17 protein-coding genes are annotated in these 15,927 nt (G+C 65.8%); 11 read left to right on the forward strand and 6 right to left on the reverse strand.

Translation table 11 applies throughout. The annotated features are described in order from the left end of the window. A complete protein-coding gene (locus ACYQ4T_RS10290) occupies positions 1 to 879 on the forward strand; it encodes a branched-chain amino acid ABC transporter permease (protein ID WP_459853382.1) in 879 nt (292 codons plus the stop codon). Next, a complete protein-coding gene (locus ACYQ4T_RS10295) occupies positions 876 to 1,889 on the forward strand; it encodes a branched-chain amino acid ABC transporter permease (RefSeq protein WP_459853384.1) in 1,014 nt (337 codons plus the stop codon). The genes ACYQ4T_RS10290 and ACYQ4T_RS10295 overlap by 4 nt, the downstream gene beginning before the upstream one ends. Here the strand turns inward: ACYQ4T_RS10295 and ACYQ4T_RS10300 are convergent. The 6 genes from ACYQ4T_RS10300 to napE are packed head-to-tail and all read right to left on the reverse strand — an operon-like array spanning position 1,843 to position 6,516. Further along, on the reverse strand, positions 1,843 to 2,541 hold the full coding sequence (locus ACYQ4T_RS10300; RefSeq protein WP_459853387.1) for a cytochrome c3 family protein: 699 nt from the start codon (positions 2,539 to 2,541) through the stop codon (positions 1,843 to 1,845). The two genes, ACYQ4T_RS10295 and ACYQ4T_RS10300, sit on opposite strands and share 47 nt — an antisense overlap. After that, positions 2,538 to 3,053, reverse strand: coding sequence for a nitrate reductase cytochrome c-type subunit (locus ACYQ4T_RS10305; protein WP_459853389.1), 516 nt, complete (start codon positions 3,051 to 3,053; stop codon positions 2,538 to 2,540). The genes ACYQ4T_RS10300 and ACYQ4T_RS10305 overlap by 4 nt, the downstream gene beginning before the upstream one ends. Beyond that, entirely contained in the window at positions 3,050 to 5,551 is a 2,502-nt protein-coding gene (gene napA, locus ACYQ4T_RS10310; RefSeq protein WP_459853392.1) for a periplasmic nitrate reductase subunit alpha, read from the reverse strand. The genes ACYQ4T_RS10305 and napA overlap by 4 nt, the downstream gene beginning before the upstream one ends. After that, complete coding sequence (locus ACYQ4T_RS10315) at positions 5,544 to 5,810, reverse strand: chaperone NapD (RefSeq protein ID WP_459853394.1); 267 nt, start codon at positions 5,808 to 5,810, stop codon at positions 5,544 to 5,546. Before ACYQ4T_RS10315 ends, napA begins: the two co-directional genes overlap by 8 nt. Next, positions 5,803 to 6,333 carry a ferredoxin-type protein NapF gene (gene napF / locus ACYQ4T_RS10320; RefSeq protein WP_459853396.1) on the reverse strand — a complete coding sequence of 177 codons (531 nt, stop codon included), beginning with the start codon at positions 6,331 to 6,333 and terminating at the stop codon, positions 5,803 to 5,805. Before napF ends, ACYQ4T_RS10315 begins: the two co-directional genes overlap by 8 nt. A gap of 12 nt (positions 6,334 to 6,345) precedes the next feature. After that, positions 6,346 to 6,516, reverse strand: a complete 171-nt coding sequence (gene napE, locus ACYQ4T_RS10325) for a periplasmic nitrate reductase, NapE protein (protein ID WP_459853398.1) — start codon at positions 6,514 to 6,516, stop codon at positions 6,346 to 6,348. Between the two features lie 274 nt (positions 6,517 to 6,790). Between napE and ACYQ4T_RS10330 the strand changes: the two genes are divergently transcribed. The 9 genes from ACYQ4T_RS10330 to ACYQ4T_RS10370 all read left to right on the forward strand — a co-directional run bounded on the left by ACYQ4T_RS10330 (position 6,791) and on the right by ACYQ4T_RS10370 (position 15,807). Beyond that, entirely contained in the window at positions 6,791 to 8,938 is a 2,148-nt protein-coding gene (locus ACYQ4T_RS10330) for a VTT domain-containing protein (RefSeq protein WP_459853401.1), read from the forward strand. Beyond that, complete coding sequence (locus ACYQ4T_RS10335; protein WP_459853403.1) at positions 8,935 to 9,702, forward strand: endonuclease/exonuclease/phosphatase family protein; 768 nt, start codon at positions 8,935 to 8,937, stop codon at positions 9,700 to 9,702. Before ACYQ4T_RS10330 ends, ACYQ4T_RS10335 begins: the two co-directional genes overlap by 4 nt. 68 nt (positions 9,703 to 9,770) lie before the next feature. Continuing rightward, a complete protein-coding gene (locus tag ACYQ4T_RS10340) occupies positions 9,771 to 10,739 on the forward strand; it encodes a TIM barrel protein (protein WP_459853406.1) in 969 nt (322 codons plus the stop codon). Further along, positions 10,736 to 11,503 (forward strand): triose-phosphate isomerase, encoded by a 768-nt coding sequence (locus tag ACYQ4T_RS10345; protein ID WP_459853408.1) that lies wholly within the window; start codon positions 10,736 to 10,738, stop codon positions 11,501 to 11,503. Before ACYQ4T_RS10340 ends, ACYQ4T_RS10345 begins: the two co-directional genes overlap by 4 nt. 81 nt (positions 11,504 to 11,584) lie before the next feature. Further along, positions 11,585 to 12,286, forward strand: a complete 702-nt coding sequence (locus ACYQ4T_RS10350; protein ID WP_459853410.1) for a hypothetical protein — start codon at positions 11,585 to 11,587, stop codon at positions 12,284 to 12,286. A 164-nt stretch (positions 12,287 to 12,450) separates the two neighbouring features. Continuing rightward, a complete protein-coding gene (locus ACYQ4T_RS10355) occupies positions 12,451 to 13,131 on the forward strand; it encodes a hypothetical protein (RefSeq protein WP_459853412.1) in 681 nt (226 codons plus the stop codon). Positions 13,132 to 13,179: 48 nt separating this feature from the next. Continuing rightward, the gene (locus ACYQ4T_RS10360) at positions 13,180 to 13,590 is read left to right on the forward strand and encodes a hypothetical protein (RefSeq protein WP_459853414.1); all 411 of its coding nucleotides are present in this window, start codon (positions 13,180 to 13,182) and stop codon (positions 13,588 to 13,590) included. Between the two features lie 121 nt (positions 13,591 to 13,711). Continuing rightward, the gene (locus ACYQ4T_RS10365) at positions 13,712 to 15,022 is read left to right on the forward strand and encodes a type I glutamate--ammonia ligase (protein WP_459853416.1); all 1,311 of its coding nucleotides are present in this window, start codon (positions 13,712 to 13,714) and stop codon (positions 15,020 to 15,022) included. A gap of 14 nt (positions 15,023 to 15,036) precedes the next feature. Then, entirely contained in the window at positions 15,037 to 15,807 is a 771-nt protein-coding gene (locus ACYQ4T_RS10370) for an N-formylglutamate amidohydrolase (protein WP_459853418.1), read from the forward strand. Positions 15,808 to 15,927 lie beyond the last annotated feature (120 nt).

Here is a 15,927-nt window from a genome sequence, read left to right on the forward strand (position 1 = left end):
ATGGATGTGCTGGTCCAGGTCCTCGCCTCCGGCCTCACCCTCGGCGCCATGTATGCGGTCGCAGCGATCGGCCTGGCGCTGGTCTATGGCTCGCTGAACATGCTGAACATGTCGCATGGCGCGCTGATGGCGCTCGGCGGCTATATCTGCTTCTACGCGATGACCGCCCTCGGCCTGCCCGCCCTGGCGGGCGTCGCCGCGGCGATGCTGGTCTGCGGCGTGGTCGGGCTCTTCATCTATCTCGCGGCGGCGCAGCCGATGCTGCGCTCGGCCAATTTCGAGACCCAGATCTTCATCGCCACCATCGGCATCGGCGCAATTCTCGAGAACGTGATCCTCCGCGCCTTCGGCCCGCAGCCGCAGCCGCAGTCCTTGAATCTGACCGGCGCGCAGGTGATCGGCGCGGTGCATATCCCGAACCAGAACATCCTGATCCTGGCCGTGGCAATCGGCCTCATGGTAGCGCTCTCGTTGCTGCTGCAGCGAACCCGCCTCGGCCGCGCGATCCGCGCCACCGCGCAGAACCGCGAGGCGGCGCAGCTGATGGGTGTCCGGGTCGGCGTGATCTATGCCCAGGTCCTGGCGCTCTCCGGCGCGCTGGCCGCGATCTCCGGCATCATGGTGAGCTCGCTTTCCGGCTTGCTGCCGAACATGGGCGGCGACCCGATGCTGAAGGCTTTCATCATCTGCGTGGTGGCCGGGCTCGGCAATGTCTACGGCACGGTGGCCACGGCGATCGTGCTCGGCCTGCTCGAAGCCCTCATCCAGTATGTGCTCGGCGTCCGCTACAGCTTCGCCTTGCTGTTGCTGCTGGTGATCGTGGTGCTGATCTGGCGGCCCTATGGATTGTTCGGCCGCCGCCAGGTGGTGCGGCTGTGAAGAACTTGACCGGCATCCGCCGCGATCTGCTGATCGGCGGCATCCTCACCGCGCTGGCGATCGCGCTGCCGTTCCTGACCGGCACGCGCTATGTCGTGACCCAGACCACCCTGTTCTTCATCTGGGCCATCGTCGTCACCCAGTGGAACCTGGTGCTGGGCATCGGTGGCATCTTCTCGCTGGCGCAGATGGCGCTGTTCGCGGTCGGTGCCTATGCGACCGCGATGCTCGGCTACTATTTCCAGATGCCGATGGTCGTGGCGATGCTGCTGGCGGCGCTGGCGACCGTGGTCGTCAGCGTGCTGATCGGCCTTGCCTGCCTGCGGCTGCGCGGCCCTTACGTGGCGTTGCTGACGCTGGCCGTGGCGCAGGTATTGTTCCTGCTGATCACCAACGACACCGACTGCTTCACCAATCCGGAATCCGGCTGCATGCCGCTGTTCGGCGGCGTGCGCGGCTTCACCCGCTTCGGCGATCTCGGCTTCCGCGCGATCCTGAAGTCGAAATTCTACATCGGCCATTACTATGTCGGCCTCGGTCTGCTGGTGCTGGCGACGGCTTTCGCCATCGCCATCATCCGGGGTCCCGCCGGCCTCGCCTTCCAGGCCTTGCGCGACAATCCCGGCTACGCGGTCTCGCGCGGCATCAGCAAGTTCAAGTACCAGCTCTGGCTGTTCGGCCTCTCGGCCTTCTTCACCGGCCTCGCCGGGGCGTTCTACGCGGTCAACTTCGCGGCCGTGGGTCCGATCGTATTCTCGATCTCGATGCTGCTGTTCCTGCTCTCGATGATCGTGGTCGGCGGGATCGGCACGGTCTGGGGGCCGCTGCTCGGTGCGGCGCTGCTGATGCTCTCCGACGAGGCGATGCGCGAGTTCGGCGACTGGCGCGACATTGGCTTGGGCCTGATCCTGGCCGGCTTCGTCGTGCTGCTGCCGCGCGGCCTTGCCGGCCTGCGCTTCCGGCTCAGGGCTCCGTCTTCAGCGCGCGCAGAGTCCGGGCAATCTCGATAACCTTGGCATTCGCCGGATCGGAGAGCTCGGCGGCGCTGGGATCCCAGCCGGGCACGCCCTTCATGTCCGGCAGCTGATGCGCGATGCCCTTGTGGCAGTCGATGCAGGTCTTCTCGCCGGATGCCAGATAGGTGCTGTGGGCGGTCGCGGCACGGGAATTCTGCCGCGTGAAATCCATATATTCGAAGTTGTGGCAGTTGCGGCATTCCAGCGAATCGTTGGCCTTCAGCCGCGCCCATTCGTGCTCGGCCAGCTCGCGGCGCTTATCCAGGAACTTCTCGCGGGTGTTGATGCTGCCGAAGATCTTGCCCCAGACCTCCTTCGAGGCCTGCATCTTGCGGGCGATCTTGTCGGTCCATTTGTGCGGCACATGGCAATCGGGACAGGTCGCGCGCACGCCGGAGCGATTGGTGAAATGGATCGTGGCCTGGAGCTCCTGGTAGACGTTGTCCCGCATCTCGTGGCAGGAGGTGCAGAATTTCTCGGTGTTGGTGACTTCGAGCGCGGTGTTGAAGCCGCCCCAGAACACGACGCCGGCGATGAAGCCGCCGATCACGAGGAAGCCGAGGCTGAAGTTGACGCTCGGCTTGCGCAGCACGAACCAGATGTCGAGAGCGAGCTGCCAGCCCCAGCGCCACAGCCGACCGATCATGGCTGATCCTCCGCCGGCGCCGGCGCGGTCTCGCCGCTGCCCTGCTTCTGCCGCAGCATGCGCAGGATCTCCTCGATCGGCGCGAAGTCGTTCTTCACCAGGTCCGGCGCCTCAGCCTGCGTCACATGGCACTGGGTGCAGAAGTAGCGCCGCGGCGTGACCGTCGCCAGGATCTGGCCGTCGCGGTCCATGAAATGCGTCACGCTGATCATCGGCGCCTGGGACTGCGCGGTGAACTCCCGGGTATGGCAGGTCAGGCACTTGTTGGCGTTCAGGGTGATCGGGTAGTCGCGGATGTTGTGCGGGATGACCGGTGGCTGCTCCGGATAGTTTCGGGCCCGCCGCATGTCGTCGTTGATCTCCTTGTAGATCGGGGGCGGCGCGATCTCCTCGGTCGGCGGGGTGTCGCCGCGGAGATCGGCGACCGGCGCGTCCGCGTCCTGGGCCCAGGCCAGCGATGCGCCGAGGCCGAAGGCCGCCGCCGCGATCAGGATGAAGCCGCGCGCCCTCATGACGTCACCTTCTCGATCCGGACCGCGCATTTCTTGAAGTCGGTCTGCTTGGAGATCGGATCGGTGGCATCCAGCGTCACCTTGTTGATCAGGCGCCCCTCGTCGAACCAGGGCACGAAGACCAGGCCTCTCGGCGGCTTGTTGCGGCCGCGGGTCTCGACCCGGACCCTGATCTCGCCGCGCCGGGAAATCACCCGCACCTCATCGCCGCGGCGGATCTGCTTCGCCCGGGCATCCTCGGGATGCATGTAGCAGAGCGCGTTCGGCACCGCGCGGTTGAGCTCCGGCACGCGCCGCGTCATCGAGCCGGAATGCCAGTGCTCCAGCACGCGTCCGGTCGAGAGCCACATGTCGTATTCGGCGTCCGGCGCCTCGGCCGGCGGCTCATAGGGCAGCGCGAAGATGATCGCGCGCTTGTCCTTGTTGCCGTAGAATTGCACGCCGCTGCCCGCCTCGACGTAGGGGTCGAGCCCCTCTCTGTAACGCCAGCGCGTCTCCTTGCCGTCGACCACCGGCCAGCGCAGCCCGCGCACCTGGTGATAGGTGTCGAACGGCGCCAGATCATGGCCATGGCCCCGGCCGAAGCCGGCATATTCCTCGAACAGGCCCTTCTGCACATAGAAGCCGAAGGCCTCGGATTCGTGGTTGCCGTAGCCTTTCTCGATGTCCGAGACCGGGAACTTGTCCACCGTGCCGTTGGCGAAGAGCACCTCGAACAGGGTCTTGCCCTTGAACTCGGGGTGCGCCGCCAGCGTTTCCGGCGTCCAGACCTCGTCGGTGGTGAAGCGCTTGGAGAATTCCATCAGCTGCCAGACGTCCGATTTCGCCTCGCCGGGCGCCGTCACGAGTTGGTGCCAGAAATGGGTCCGGCGCTCGGAATTGCCGTAGGCGCCTTCCTTCTCCACCCACATCGCGGTCGGCAGGATGAGATCGGCCGCGAGCGCGGTCACCGTCGGATAGGCATCGGACACCGTGATGAAGTTCGCCGGGTTGCGGTAGCCGGGATAGCCCTCCTCGTTCATGTTGGGGCCGGCCTGCATGTTGTTGTTGACCTGCACCCAGTAGGCGTTGAGCTTGCCGTCCTTCAGCATGCGGTTCTGCAGCACGGCGTGATAGCCGGGCTTCTCCGGGATCGTGCCCTCCGGGACCTTCCAGACTTCCTCGACATGCTTCCGGTGCGCCGGGTTGGCGACCACCATGTCCGCCGGCAGGCGATGCGAGAAGGTGCCGACCTCGCGCGCGGTGCCGCAGGCCGAAGGCTGGCCGGTCAGCGAGAAGGGCGAGTTGCCCGGCTCGGCGATCTTTCCGGTCAGCAGATGGATGTTGTAGGCCATGTTGCTGCACCAGACGCCGCGCGTGTGCTGGTTGAAGCCCATGGTCCAGAGCGACATCACCTTGACCTTCGGGTCGGCATAGAGCTCGGCCAGCTCCAGCAGCCGCTCCTTCGGCACGCCGGAAAGCTCGGCCACCTTCTCGACCGGATAGTCGGCGACGAAGGCGGCGAACTCGTCGAAGGTCATCGGCGTCGAATCGTTGGCGGTGGCGGCGTTCTTTGCCTTGGCCTCGGTCGGATGCTCCGGCCGCAAGCCATAGCCGATATCGACCGTGCCGCGCTTGAAGGTGGCGTGCGCATCGACGAAGGTCTTGTTCACCCGGTTGGTCGAGATGATGTGGTGGGCGATGAAGTTGAGGATCGCGAGGTCGGTCTGCGGCGTGAACACGATCGGGATGTCGGCGAGGTCGAAGCTCCGGTGCTCGAAGGTCGACATCACGCAAACCTTGACATGCGGGTTGGAGAGCCGGCGGTCGGCGATGCGGGTCCAGAGGATCGGGTGCATCTCCGCCATGTTGGAGCCCCAGAGCACGAAGGCGTCCGCCGCTTCGATATCGTCATAGCAGCCCATCGGCTCGTCCATGCCGAAGGTGCGCATGAAGCCGGCGACCGCCGAGGCCATGCAGTGGCGGGCGTTGGGGTCGAGATTGTTGGTGCGGAAGCCGCCCTTCATCAGCTTCAGCGCGGCATAGCCTTCCCAGATCGTCCACTGGCCGGAGCCGAACATGCCGACGGCGGTCGGCCCCTTCTCCTTCAGCACCCGCTTCCACTGCGCCGCCATCTCGTCGAAGGCGCGCTCCCAGGTGACCGGCTGGAACTCGCCGTCCTTGGCATAGGCGCCGTCCTTCATGCGCAGCAGCGGCTGCGTCAGCCGGTCGGCGCCGTACATGATCTTGGAGAGGAAGTAGCCCTTGACGCAGTTCAGGCCGCGGTTGACCTCGGCGTGGATGTCGCCGTGGGTCGCGACCACGCGGTTGTCCCGCACCGCGACCATCACGCTGCAGCCGGTGCCGCAGAAGCGGCAGGGCGCCTTCGACCAGTCGAGCCGCGCCTCGTCGCCCGGAATGATGCCGTTCGCGGCCTGTGCGCCGGGGATGCCGGCGACGGTCGCGGCGATCGCGGCCGCCTTGGCCTTGATCATCTGGCGTCGGGTCAGTTCAACCATGGTGACTCTCCTCGGAAATCGCGTCGATCTCGTGATAGATCAGCGACGCGGCAATCGTGCCCTGCATCTCGTTGATCGCGGCGATGCGCGCCATCGTCTCGGCTTCGGATTCGGTCTCCAGCACGACGACCAGCTTGCCTTCTTCCGTGCCGGCATGGACCTCGGCCCCGACCAGCGCGGCGATCTCGGCGCGCAAGTCCGCGCAGCGGTCCGGCCGCACATGGACCACCAGGCTGGAGATATGGACGCTGTCAGGCATCGGCGGCCTCGATCCGATGGATCTGGATCGCGGACGCCGGACAGGGTGCGACGCAGCCGCCGCAGCCGGTACATCGCTCGAGATCGACACTCGGTTCGGGAATGCGGCCGGCCGCATAGACGAAGCGGATGGCGCCGTCGCCGCAGGCGTCCTTGCAGGTCTGGCACATGACGCCGTCATGGGTGAGACAGTCGGCACCGATGCTGATGCGCAGAGTCCAGGGCGGCGTCGTGGCGCGCGCCGCGGGGGCGACGAAGACCGGCTCCGGGCAGATCTCGGCGCAGGCGCCGCAGAAGCTGCATAGCCCCTCGCCGCGCCGGAAGTCGACGACGGCGCGATTGCCACGGTCCAGCGCAACGATTCCTTCGGGGCAGGCTGGCATGCATTCACCGCAGCCGGTGCAGAGATCCGCAAAAACGTCGCGCAAAGCCCAGGGCGGCCGGAATGCCGGGTCGATATGCGTTTCCGCTTCCGCGCCGAACAGGAAGGCGCGCCGCGAACGGTCGACCGTTGCCCCGCCCATGCCCACCCCCCCTCAGGAACCCGGGGGGCCAGCGATGATTTGGTACATCCAGACGGCGAAGCCGTAGCCGCCGACGATGGCGACGGCGAGAATTGGCGCCAGAAACACCGTGAGAAACAGAAACGTCAGGACCTCGCTGCGCCGCCGAGAGCGGCCGCTGCCCATCATCTCGGTACCTGACATATCCACACCCCCGGATTGCCCTTAATGGCCTAAGGATATTATAGGACGCTTCGCCTAGCCGTAAAGGCCTCGTGTTGCGATACGATGTCCGGCGCCGGCACCAAGCAGGGCACCTTTTTCCGACCTGACTGTTGTTAGGGAGAGAGAAACGTGTCGGGACCGAAGAGTGCGCGCGCATCAACCCTGTCCAACCCCAGACCCAGCCGAGACGGCGGAAGCGCCACCCGACTTTTGGATCCCGGAGCCCTTGCGGCCCGGGCGCGATTGCTGGCGCGTGGAACGGGCGGAGCGCGCCGCCGTCCTGATCGACGCGGAAGCCTACTTCTATGCGCTGCGTGCGGTGCTGCTGAAGGCCGAGCACAGCATCCATATCGTCGGTTGGGACATCGACCGCCGCATGCCGTTTCCCGGCTGCGCAGAGGACGTCGCACGCCTCGAGTCTCTCTCCTATACCGACGGGCGGGAGATCGCCGCCGACGGATATCCGCTGCGGCTCGGCGACTTCCTGGCCGAGCTGGTGAAGCGCAAGCCGAACCTCTGGATCCGGATCCTGCTCTGGGATTTCTCGCTGCTCTACGCGGCCGGACGCGAGCTCCGCCCGGCGATGGCGCTGGCGCTGCGCTGGAAGACGCCGCGCCGGCTCGACCTCTGCCTCGACGACGAAATCCCGATGGGGTCCTCGCATCATCAAAAGCTGATCGTAGTGGACGATGCGGTGGCGTTCTGCGGCGGCATGGACCTTTCCTGCGGCCGCTGGGACGCCTGTGGTCACGCAGCGCATGACACGCGGCGCCGTCTGCTTGACGGGGCGCCTTATTCCCCGGTGCATGACGTGCAGGTCATGGTCAGCGGTCCGGCGGCGCAATGCATCGGCGAATACGTGCGGTCGCGCTGGAGCCGCGCGGCCTACGAGAAGATCGGCCGCCTCGCGCCGCGTCATCCGGAGCAGGTCTGGCCGCAGATGGTGGAGCCGGACTTCCGCGACATCGCCGTTGCGCTGGCCCGGACCGAGCCCGGCTTTGCCGGCGCGCCGGCGGTGACCGAGGTCGAACGACTCTTCATCCGCATGATCCGCGACGCCAAGCGCAGCATCTATATCGAGAATCAGTATCTGACCCTGGAAACGGTCGCGGAAGCGCTGATCCGCGCGCTGAAGGCCAACCGCGATCTGGAAGCGGTGCTCGTCTCCAGCAACAGCTATCCGAGCTGGGTGGAGGATGCGGCCATGATCCCCGGCCGCCACCGCTTCATGCAGCGGATCAGCGAGAGCGGAGTCGGCGACCGCGTCCGGTTCCTCGCGCCGAGCAACGGCGCGACGGAACGCGAGGCGGAAATCAAGGTCCATGCCAAGGTCATGGTGATCGACGACGCCTATCTGCGGATCGGGTCGGCCAACATCTGCCGGCGCTCGATGGGCGTCGATACCGAGTTCGACCTGACGATCCTCGGCGAGGACGAACGCAGCCGGTCCGCCATCGCCGCCATTCGCAACACGCTCATCGCCGAGCATTGCGGCACGGAGCCGGCGCGGGTCGCGGCGGCGATGGCCGAGACCGGATCGATCCGTCAGGTCATCGACCGGCTGAACGGCGGAGCCGCGCGGCGGCTCGAACCGATCGCGCAGGGCGAGCATCCGGACAGCGTGCCGGAAGCGCTGGCCGCCATCGCCGATCCGGAGAAGCCGATCGATCCGACACTGTCGCTGTCCGGCCTGTCGACGCTGGCAGGCAACGAGAGCAACGGGCGCATGCGAAAGGGTCCCTGGATCTGGCTGGCGCTGGCGGCCCTGGTGCTGATGGGCCTGGCGGCGCTCTGGACTCTGACACCGCTCAGCGCCATCGCCCAGGTCGAGAACTGGGAGCGGATGCTCAGCGCGATCCGCGGGCCGTGGGAAGTGCTGGCCGTGCTCGTGGTCTTCGTGCTCTCGGGCCTGGTGGCGTTTCCCGTCGTCGTCCTGATCGCCGGAACCACCGCGGTGTTCGGCGTCTGGCCCGGCATGCTCTATGCCGCGCTCGGTGCCATGGCGAGCGCGCTGGTCACCTACTCGATCGGCTGGTGGTTGGGCCAGCGACGCCTGCGACGCTACTTCGGCCCGCGCGTCAACCGCATCAAGCAGAGCTTCGAGGGCCGCGGCATCGTTACGGTGACGGCGATCCGGCTGATCCCCGCGGCGCCCTATACATTGGTGAACCTGGCGGCGGGCGCGCTCAAGATTCCGCCGATCGAGTATGCGGTCGGCACGGCACTGGGCCTGGCACCCGGCATCCTGGTGATGTCGCTGCTCGGCAGCACCATCGTCGGCATCATCGCGCATCCGACGGTGGGCGGCATCGCCTTCATTGCCGGTCTGCTGGTCGGCACCATCCTGCTCTCGCTCGGCCTGCAGCTGGTGGTGCGCCGGTTGCAGCGCCTGTTCGGATGAACGCGCCGGTCCTGAGGGCGCCAGGTGGGGCGCTTCCCGACTCCGCTCGCATCCTCACCTGGAACATCCACAAGGGGATCGGCGCCGACCGCCGCTATGATCTGGGGCGGATCATCGATCTCGCGCGCCGGCACGCGCCCGATATCGTCGCCTTGCAGGAGGTGGATTCGCGCGGCCGCGATCCGACCAACCTGCCGCTCGCGGCGCTGAAGCAGGCGCTCGGCAGCCACGCGGCGGAGGCGCGCACCATCGTCGCCGAGGACGGCCATTACGGCCATGTGCTGATCAGCCGCTGGCCGCTGGAAACCGTGATCCTGCACGACGTCAGCATCGGCCGCCGCGAGCCGCGCTGCGCCATCGACGCGGTGATCCGGACGCCGCGCGGGCCGTTCCGGGCGATCGCCACCCATCTCGGCCTCGGCTTGGGCGAAAGGAAGCGGCAGATCGGCAAGCTGGTTGGCCTCGCCCGCGCCGCGGATCCGACCGAAGGCCTGGTCATGCTCGGCGACTTCAACGACTGGCACGGCGAGGTGCGGCGTGCGCTCGACCACCTGCTGCCGGCCTGGAGCTTCCTGCGCACCTTCCCGGCCCGGCGCCCGATCTTCAAGCTCGACCGCATCTTCTGCCGCCCGGCCGGCGCCCTCACCCAATGCTGGACCGATGCCGAGGCGGCCCGCGCCTCCGACCATCTGCCGGTGATCGCCGATCTCGCCCTGGAAGCACTGACGGCCCGGGATCCGGCCCTGTCACTAGGAGTGACATAGCCCGGGATTGCGCCTTCCTGGAAAACATGCGACCCGTTGATGGTCTGCCGTACAGTTCGGGTACCGCCATGGCTTTCACGCTTTCGCTCAATACCAATCCGCTGGTCAACCGCTTCGCCGAGCCCGAGGACCTGATCGAGACCGTCGCGCGGCAGATCCGGATCCGCGACCTGCAGCTCACCCATGAGTTCATCAACCCGTCCTGGCCGGTGCCAGTGATCCGCGACCTGACCCGGCGCATGAACGCCGCGCTGCGCCGCACCGGGGTGCGCGTGACCTCGGGCATGACCGGGCCCTATGGCCGGCTCAACCATTTCGGCCATCCCGATGCGGGCGTGCGGCGCTACTACATCGACTGGTTCAAGACCCAGGCCGACATCACCGCCGATCTCGGCGGCACCGCGATCGGCACCCAGTTCGCGATCCTCACGCACCGCGACTACAACGACCCGAAGCGCCGCGAGGAGATGATCAAGATCGCGATCGACTGCTGGTCGGAAGTCGCGGAACACGCCAAGGCCGCCGGCCTCACCTATCTGTTCTGGGAATCGATGTCGATCGGCCGCGAGTTCGGCGAGACCCTCGAGGCCTTCCGCAAGCTGCAGGACCGCCTGACCGCGGCGAAGATGGCGATCCCGATGTGGGTGATGGCCGACATCGACCATGGCGACGTCACCAGCCCGAACCCCGACGACTACGACCCCTACGCCTGGGCCCGCGCGGTGCCGCGCTTCTCGCCGATCATCCACATCAAGCAGTCGATGATGGACAAGAGCGGCCATCGTCCCTTCATCGCCGAATACAACGCCAAGGGCCGCATCCAGCCGGAGCCCTTGCTCAAGGCCTTTCATGAGGGCGGCGGCAAGGACAACGAGATCTGCCTCGAGCTCTCCTTCAAGGAGCGCGAGCCGACCGACCGGCTGGTGGTGGCGCAGATCGCCGAATCCGTCGCCTTCTGGGCGCCGCATATCGACAGCGGCGTCCAGGATCTCCGCGTCGAGCCGGCCCAAGGGACGACCAGGGGCGCCGCCGAATGAGCGATCCTGTCGCCTGGATCGGCACCAGCTGGAAGATGAACAAGACCCTGGCGCAGGCGAAAGCCTTCGCCGAGGCGCTGGCGAAGGCGGATGCGGCACGCGATCCGCGGATTCAGCGTTTCGTCATCCCGCCTTTCACCGCCGTGCGGCAGGTGAAGGAGATCCTGGCCGCGACCTCGGTCAAGGTCGGGGCGCAGAACATGCACTGGGCCGACCAGGGCGCCTGGACCGGCGAGATCTCGCCGCTGATGCTGAAGGACTGCAACCTCGACCTGGTCGAGCTCGGCCATTCCGAACGACGCGAGCATTTCGGCGAGACCGACGAGACCGTCGGTCTCAAGGTCGAAGCCGCGGTGCGGCATGGCCTGATCCCGCTGATCTGCATCGGCGAGACCCTGGCCGACCGCGAGAGCGGCCGCGCCGACGAAGTGCTCGAGCGCGAGGTCAAGGGCGCGCTCGGGCGGCTGGCCGCGGCGCAGCGCCAGGCCACCATCCTGCTCGCCTATGAGCCGGTCTGGGCGATCGGCGAGAACGGCATTCCCGCGACGGCCGACTATGCCGATGCGCGCCAGCGCGAGATCATCGCCGTCGCGAAATCCGTGCTCGGCCGCCGCGTGCCCTGCCTTTACGGCGGCTCGGTCAATCCCGGCAACTGCGCCGAGCTGATCGCCTGCCCGCATATCGACGGCCTGTTCATCGGCCGCTCGGCCTGGGAGCCGGAAGGCTATCTCGACATCCTCGCGCGCTGCGCCAAGGCCCTCTGAGCGCGGGCGCTGCGCCGGGCGGGAATGCTTATTCTGTCCGGGTCCAGTCCGGGTTGGCGGCGGGTCGAGGCCGTGACGGCAATGGATGTTCCGGTCCGGGTCGACCCGGACGGCGAAGTTCCATTGCCGGTGGGAATGCTGCTCCCGTCTGCGTCCGGTCTGCGTGGGCGGCGCGCCAAGACCCTGACAGAAAACGATACCTTGGTCCGGGTCGACGCAGACGCCGAAGTTCTGCGCGCGGCGGGAATGCTTATTCTTTCCGGGTCCAGTCCGGGTTGGCGGCGCGGCGCGGCGCTGACGGCAACCTATAATCTGGTCGGGGTCGACCCGGACGCCGCAGTTCCGTTGCCGGTGGGAATGCGTCTCCTGTCTGCGTCCCGTCTGCGTGGGCGCCGCGCCAAGATGCTGACCGAAAACGAAAGCATGGTCGGGGTCAACGCAGGCGCCGAAGTTCTCCGCGCGGCGGGCATGCCTCTGCCGTCCGGGTCTCGTCCGGGTTGGCGGCGCGATTTCCTGGGACGCAGCTTGCTCCGTCGCGGCGGTGAGGAGCGGCGCGGGTTCAGGCTCGGCATCGGGCAAGGTGAGGAGGTTTTCGCCCTCATCCGCCGCATGGAGCGATTCCATGTCCGCGGCGACTTCAAAAAGGCGCAGGACGGACTCGTGCGAGCCGGGTGCGGCGGGAATTGTCTCGGTCGGCGTGAGGGGCGTGGACATGTGGGGACGTTCGCCGGGGACGGAGGCACGACGCATCGTCGCCCGCTGGGGTTGAGCAGAAATGGCTGAGCGAGCGGTGTCGGTGCGCCTGCCACGCTCCGCAGCACAGCGAAAGCTCATACAATAATGTAGCTTATTTCCCCGCCCGATGCTAGAATTAGTTTCCGATTGCAGATAGGCGGAAGCCGGGCTGTTTCATCCGGCGACCGAGACGTCTGAGCGGAGATCGGAGCTTGTCCGCCTCTGACACAAAGCGGACATGGAGACGCTGGTCTGCAGCCCTTCGCAACGTGAGCCGGCTCGAGGAGCGCATGACGCTAAAGGAACTCAGAGCGCAACTCGCGTCGGAAGTCGGCGTGAAGTTGAAGGACTTTGGTTTTCGAAAGAGGGACCGATCCTACTTCCGAAAGATGGAAGGAGGGCGGCAGGCTTTCTACCTTGCCTACATCAATCACGAGACGGATTTTGACGTGACTGCCACACTCGCCATCAGATTTGATGCGGTGGAAAACCTGGTGCATGCAGACGCGCCCAATAAAGACACATCCACGATGGGCGTCGAGATCGGGAATCTCACGCAAGGGGCGCAGAAGCGGTGGACGATCGAAGTAATCGAAGATGTACCCATCGTGGCAGAGTCGATATTCGAAGACTTTAAGCGATTTGGCCTTCCGTACTACGAGAAGTTCTCCGATCCTCGCGCTGCCTTCGCGGCATTATCCCCGACAAATCGATCTGCATGGATGCATTTCCCGCTCCACAATTACCGTGCAATGAGCACCATTGCTCTTGCCGTGATATTGAAGATGAACGGCAAGATTGAAGACCTCATCGATGAACAAGAGCGCTATTTGGTTTCATTGAATGACCCTATGATTGAAGTATTCCGGCGGTTTGCCGATCGTTATCGGTAGGGCTTGGTCCGCTATTGACCCAAAGCAGACATCAATCAAAGAAGGCAGATGAAACCTAAGAACGGGAGCATTGTCGAAGATCCCGTCAGCTGGGTGCAAAAGCTCGGCGGACTTCACGACGTTCGTATAGAGAGTGCTGAGTTCATTACGGATGCACAGTCGTTAACTCTCACACTGAATGACTTGAACGGAAATTTCACGGGTCTCCCCGAGTACGAAGGCTTTAGACCGGCGGCGCTAATCTTTCGAGAGGCTAAATCGCTGTTCTTCGACATCGACCTCACCGATGGTGGTGTGAGGATATCAAATCTTCTAATTGAGAAGACTGTCGCTGGATTCAGGCTGGGGATTCAGCTGAACATAGGCATTGGTTCGGCGTCTGAAGTGCGGCCAAGCATAATCTCCGAGTTCACCGCGCTGGTTATCAGAGATCTTCAGGACCAGAATGTCCGCTCCTGACCCAAAGCGGACATTGACGCTTAGAGAGGGCGAGATCGGCGTATCTCCGAGGGCAGACCGCGCCGATGATTTCAGGCATCATGCCCGCCGGGGATTCGCGGTTCGGAAGGGGTGAGCGGCGGTGCACAAAGAAGCCTTCGTGATGGCGGTCTACAGCGACTTCGCCGGCCAGGTGCGCGGCAAGGGGTATCCCGCGCGGGAGCTCGACGAGCGCTGGGACAAGGGCGTCGGCTGGACGCCGACCAACGTTATGATCAACTGCTTCGGCGCCATCCCGGCGACGCCCTGGGGTGCTTCCGGTGACCTGCTGCTGCGGCCGGACCGCGCCGGCGATTGCGTGATCGATTTCGGCGACGGCAGCCCTGTCGAGCGCTTCATCCTCGGCGACGTCGAGGAAATGGACGGCCGGCCCTGGGCCTGCTGCCCGCGTTCCTATCTGCAGGCGGCGATCAAGGAACTCGCCGACGACTTCGGGCTCACCCTTCGCGTCGCCTTCGAGCACGAGTTCACCCTGGTTGGGCTGGAGCCGCGTCTCGGTTCCGCTTATGGGTTGGAGGCGATCCGGCAGATCGACGATTTGCCGGAAGTGATCCTCGCCGCCATCGACCGCGCCGGCCTGGAGCCCGATACCTTCCTGCCGGAATATTCGCCGGGCCAGTTCGAGGTCACGATGCGCCCGGCCCTGGCACTCGAGGCGGCCGATCGCGCCGTGAAGCTGCGCCAGATCGTGCGCGCCGCCGCGCGGCGCAAAGGCTGGCGCGCAACCTTCACGCCGATCATGAGGCCCGGCGGCGTCGGCAACGGCGTCCACATCCATTTCAGCCTGGAAGACAAGAACGGCAAGCCGCTCTCCTACGATGCCAATGGCCCTCACGGCGTCTCCGCCGCCGCCGCGCCCTTCGTCGCCGGCATCCTGGCGCAGGGCCGCGCGCTCTGCGCGGTGACGGCGCCGAGCCGCATCTCCTATGACCGGCTGCGGCCCAATGCCTGGAGCGCCTCGGTCACCAACCTCGGTGCCCGCGATCGGGAAGCCCTGGTGCGGATCTGCCCGGTCTCGGAGAAGCCCGGCGCCAAGGTCGAGAAGAGCTTCAATTTCGAATACCGCGCCGCCGATGCCGCGGCGACGCCGCACCTGGCTTTGGGCGCGATCGTGCGCGCGGGATTGATGGGACTGCGGGGCAAGCTGGCGCTGCCCAAGGCCGCGACGGTTATCGACATCGCGAAGATGTCGGAAGCGGAGAAGAAGGCCAATGGGATCGAAGCGCTGCCGAGCAGCCTCGGCGACGCGCTCGACCAGTTGGAGCAGGCGCCCGCCGCCTTGATGCCCGAGGGATTGAAGATGCCCTATCTCATGCACAAGCGCGGTGAGCTGCAATTCACCGCGGAGATCGAGCGCGAGACCCTGTTCTCGATGTATGCCCAAGTCTACTGATCGGATCATCACGCATGTCGGCACCTGAATGGAACGGCTTCGTGCCGGGCGATCCCGATCCCGTGCTCAGCCACGGCGCCGAACGCCAATCGCCCTTCCTCCTGGTCAGCGATCACGCCGGCAACGTGGTGCCCAAGGGTCTCAACGACCTCGGCCTTTCCGCCGCGCATCTCCATGACCATATCGCCTGGGACGTCGATATCTGGCCGATCGCGATCGCGGTCGCCGACGCACTCGATGCGCCGCTGTTCGGCCAGGCCTATTCGCGGCTGGTCATCGACAGCAACCGCAAGCCCACCGCGCGCGACAGCATCGCCAAAGTCAGCGACGGCGTCCTCGTGCCGGGCAATGCCGATCTCACGGTCGACGAATGCAAGCGGCGCTACGAGTTGATCATGCGCCCCTACCAGGACCGCATCGCCGCCGAGATCGCCCGGCGACCGAAGCCGCTCTGCATCGTCGCGATGCACAGCTGCACCGCCCAGCTCTCCGGCGGCAAGCTGCGGCCCTGGCATATCGGCGTCATCAGCGGCCCGGACGACCGCATGCGCCGGCGGGTCTTCGACCTGCTCGCGGCGGATTCCGGCGGCCTCGTGATCGGCGAGAACGAGCCCTATGTCGTCAGCATGGAGAATGACTACACCCTCCCGGTCCACGCCGAGGCCGCCGGCATTCCCTATGTCGAGTTCGAGATGCGCAACGACAGCTACAAGGACCAAGCCAGCCGGAAACGGGCCGCCGTCTTGCTGGCCCGGGCGCTCAGATCCGCCTTTGCAGGCCTCTGAACTTGCCGCGACTGGAACATCGATAAACTCTTGCTTTCCTTGGATGGGCCGAAGAGGACGTTGCCGTTCACGGGCGCGGCTTGTCCGCTAAGCGCCGACAGCGGACCCCGCCCCAGTCGC

The sequence above is a fragment of the Dongia sp. agr-C8 genome, from assembly GCF_054658695.1.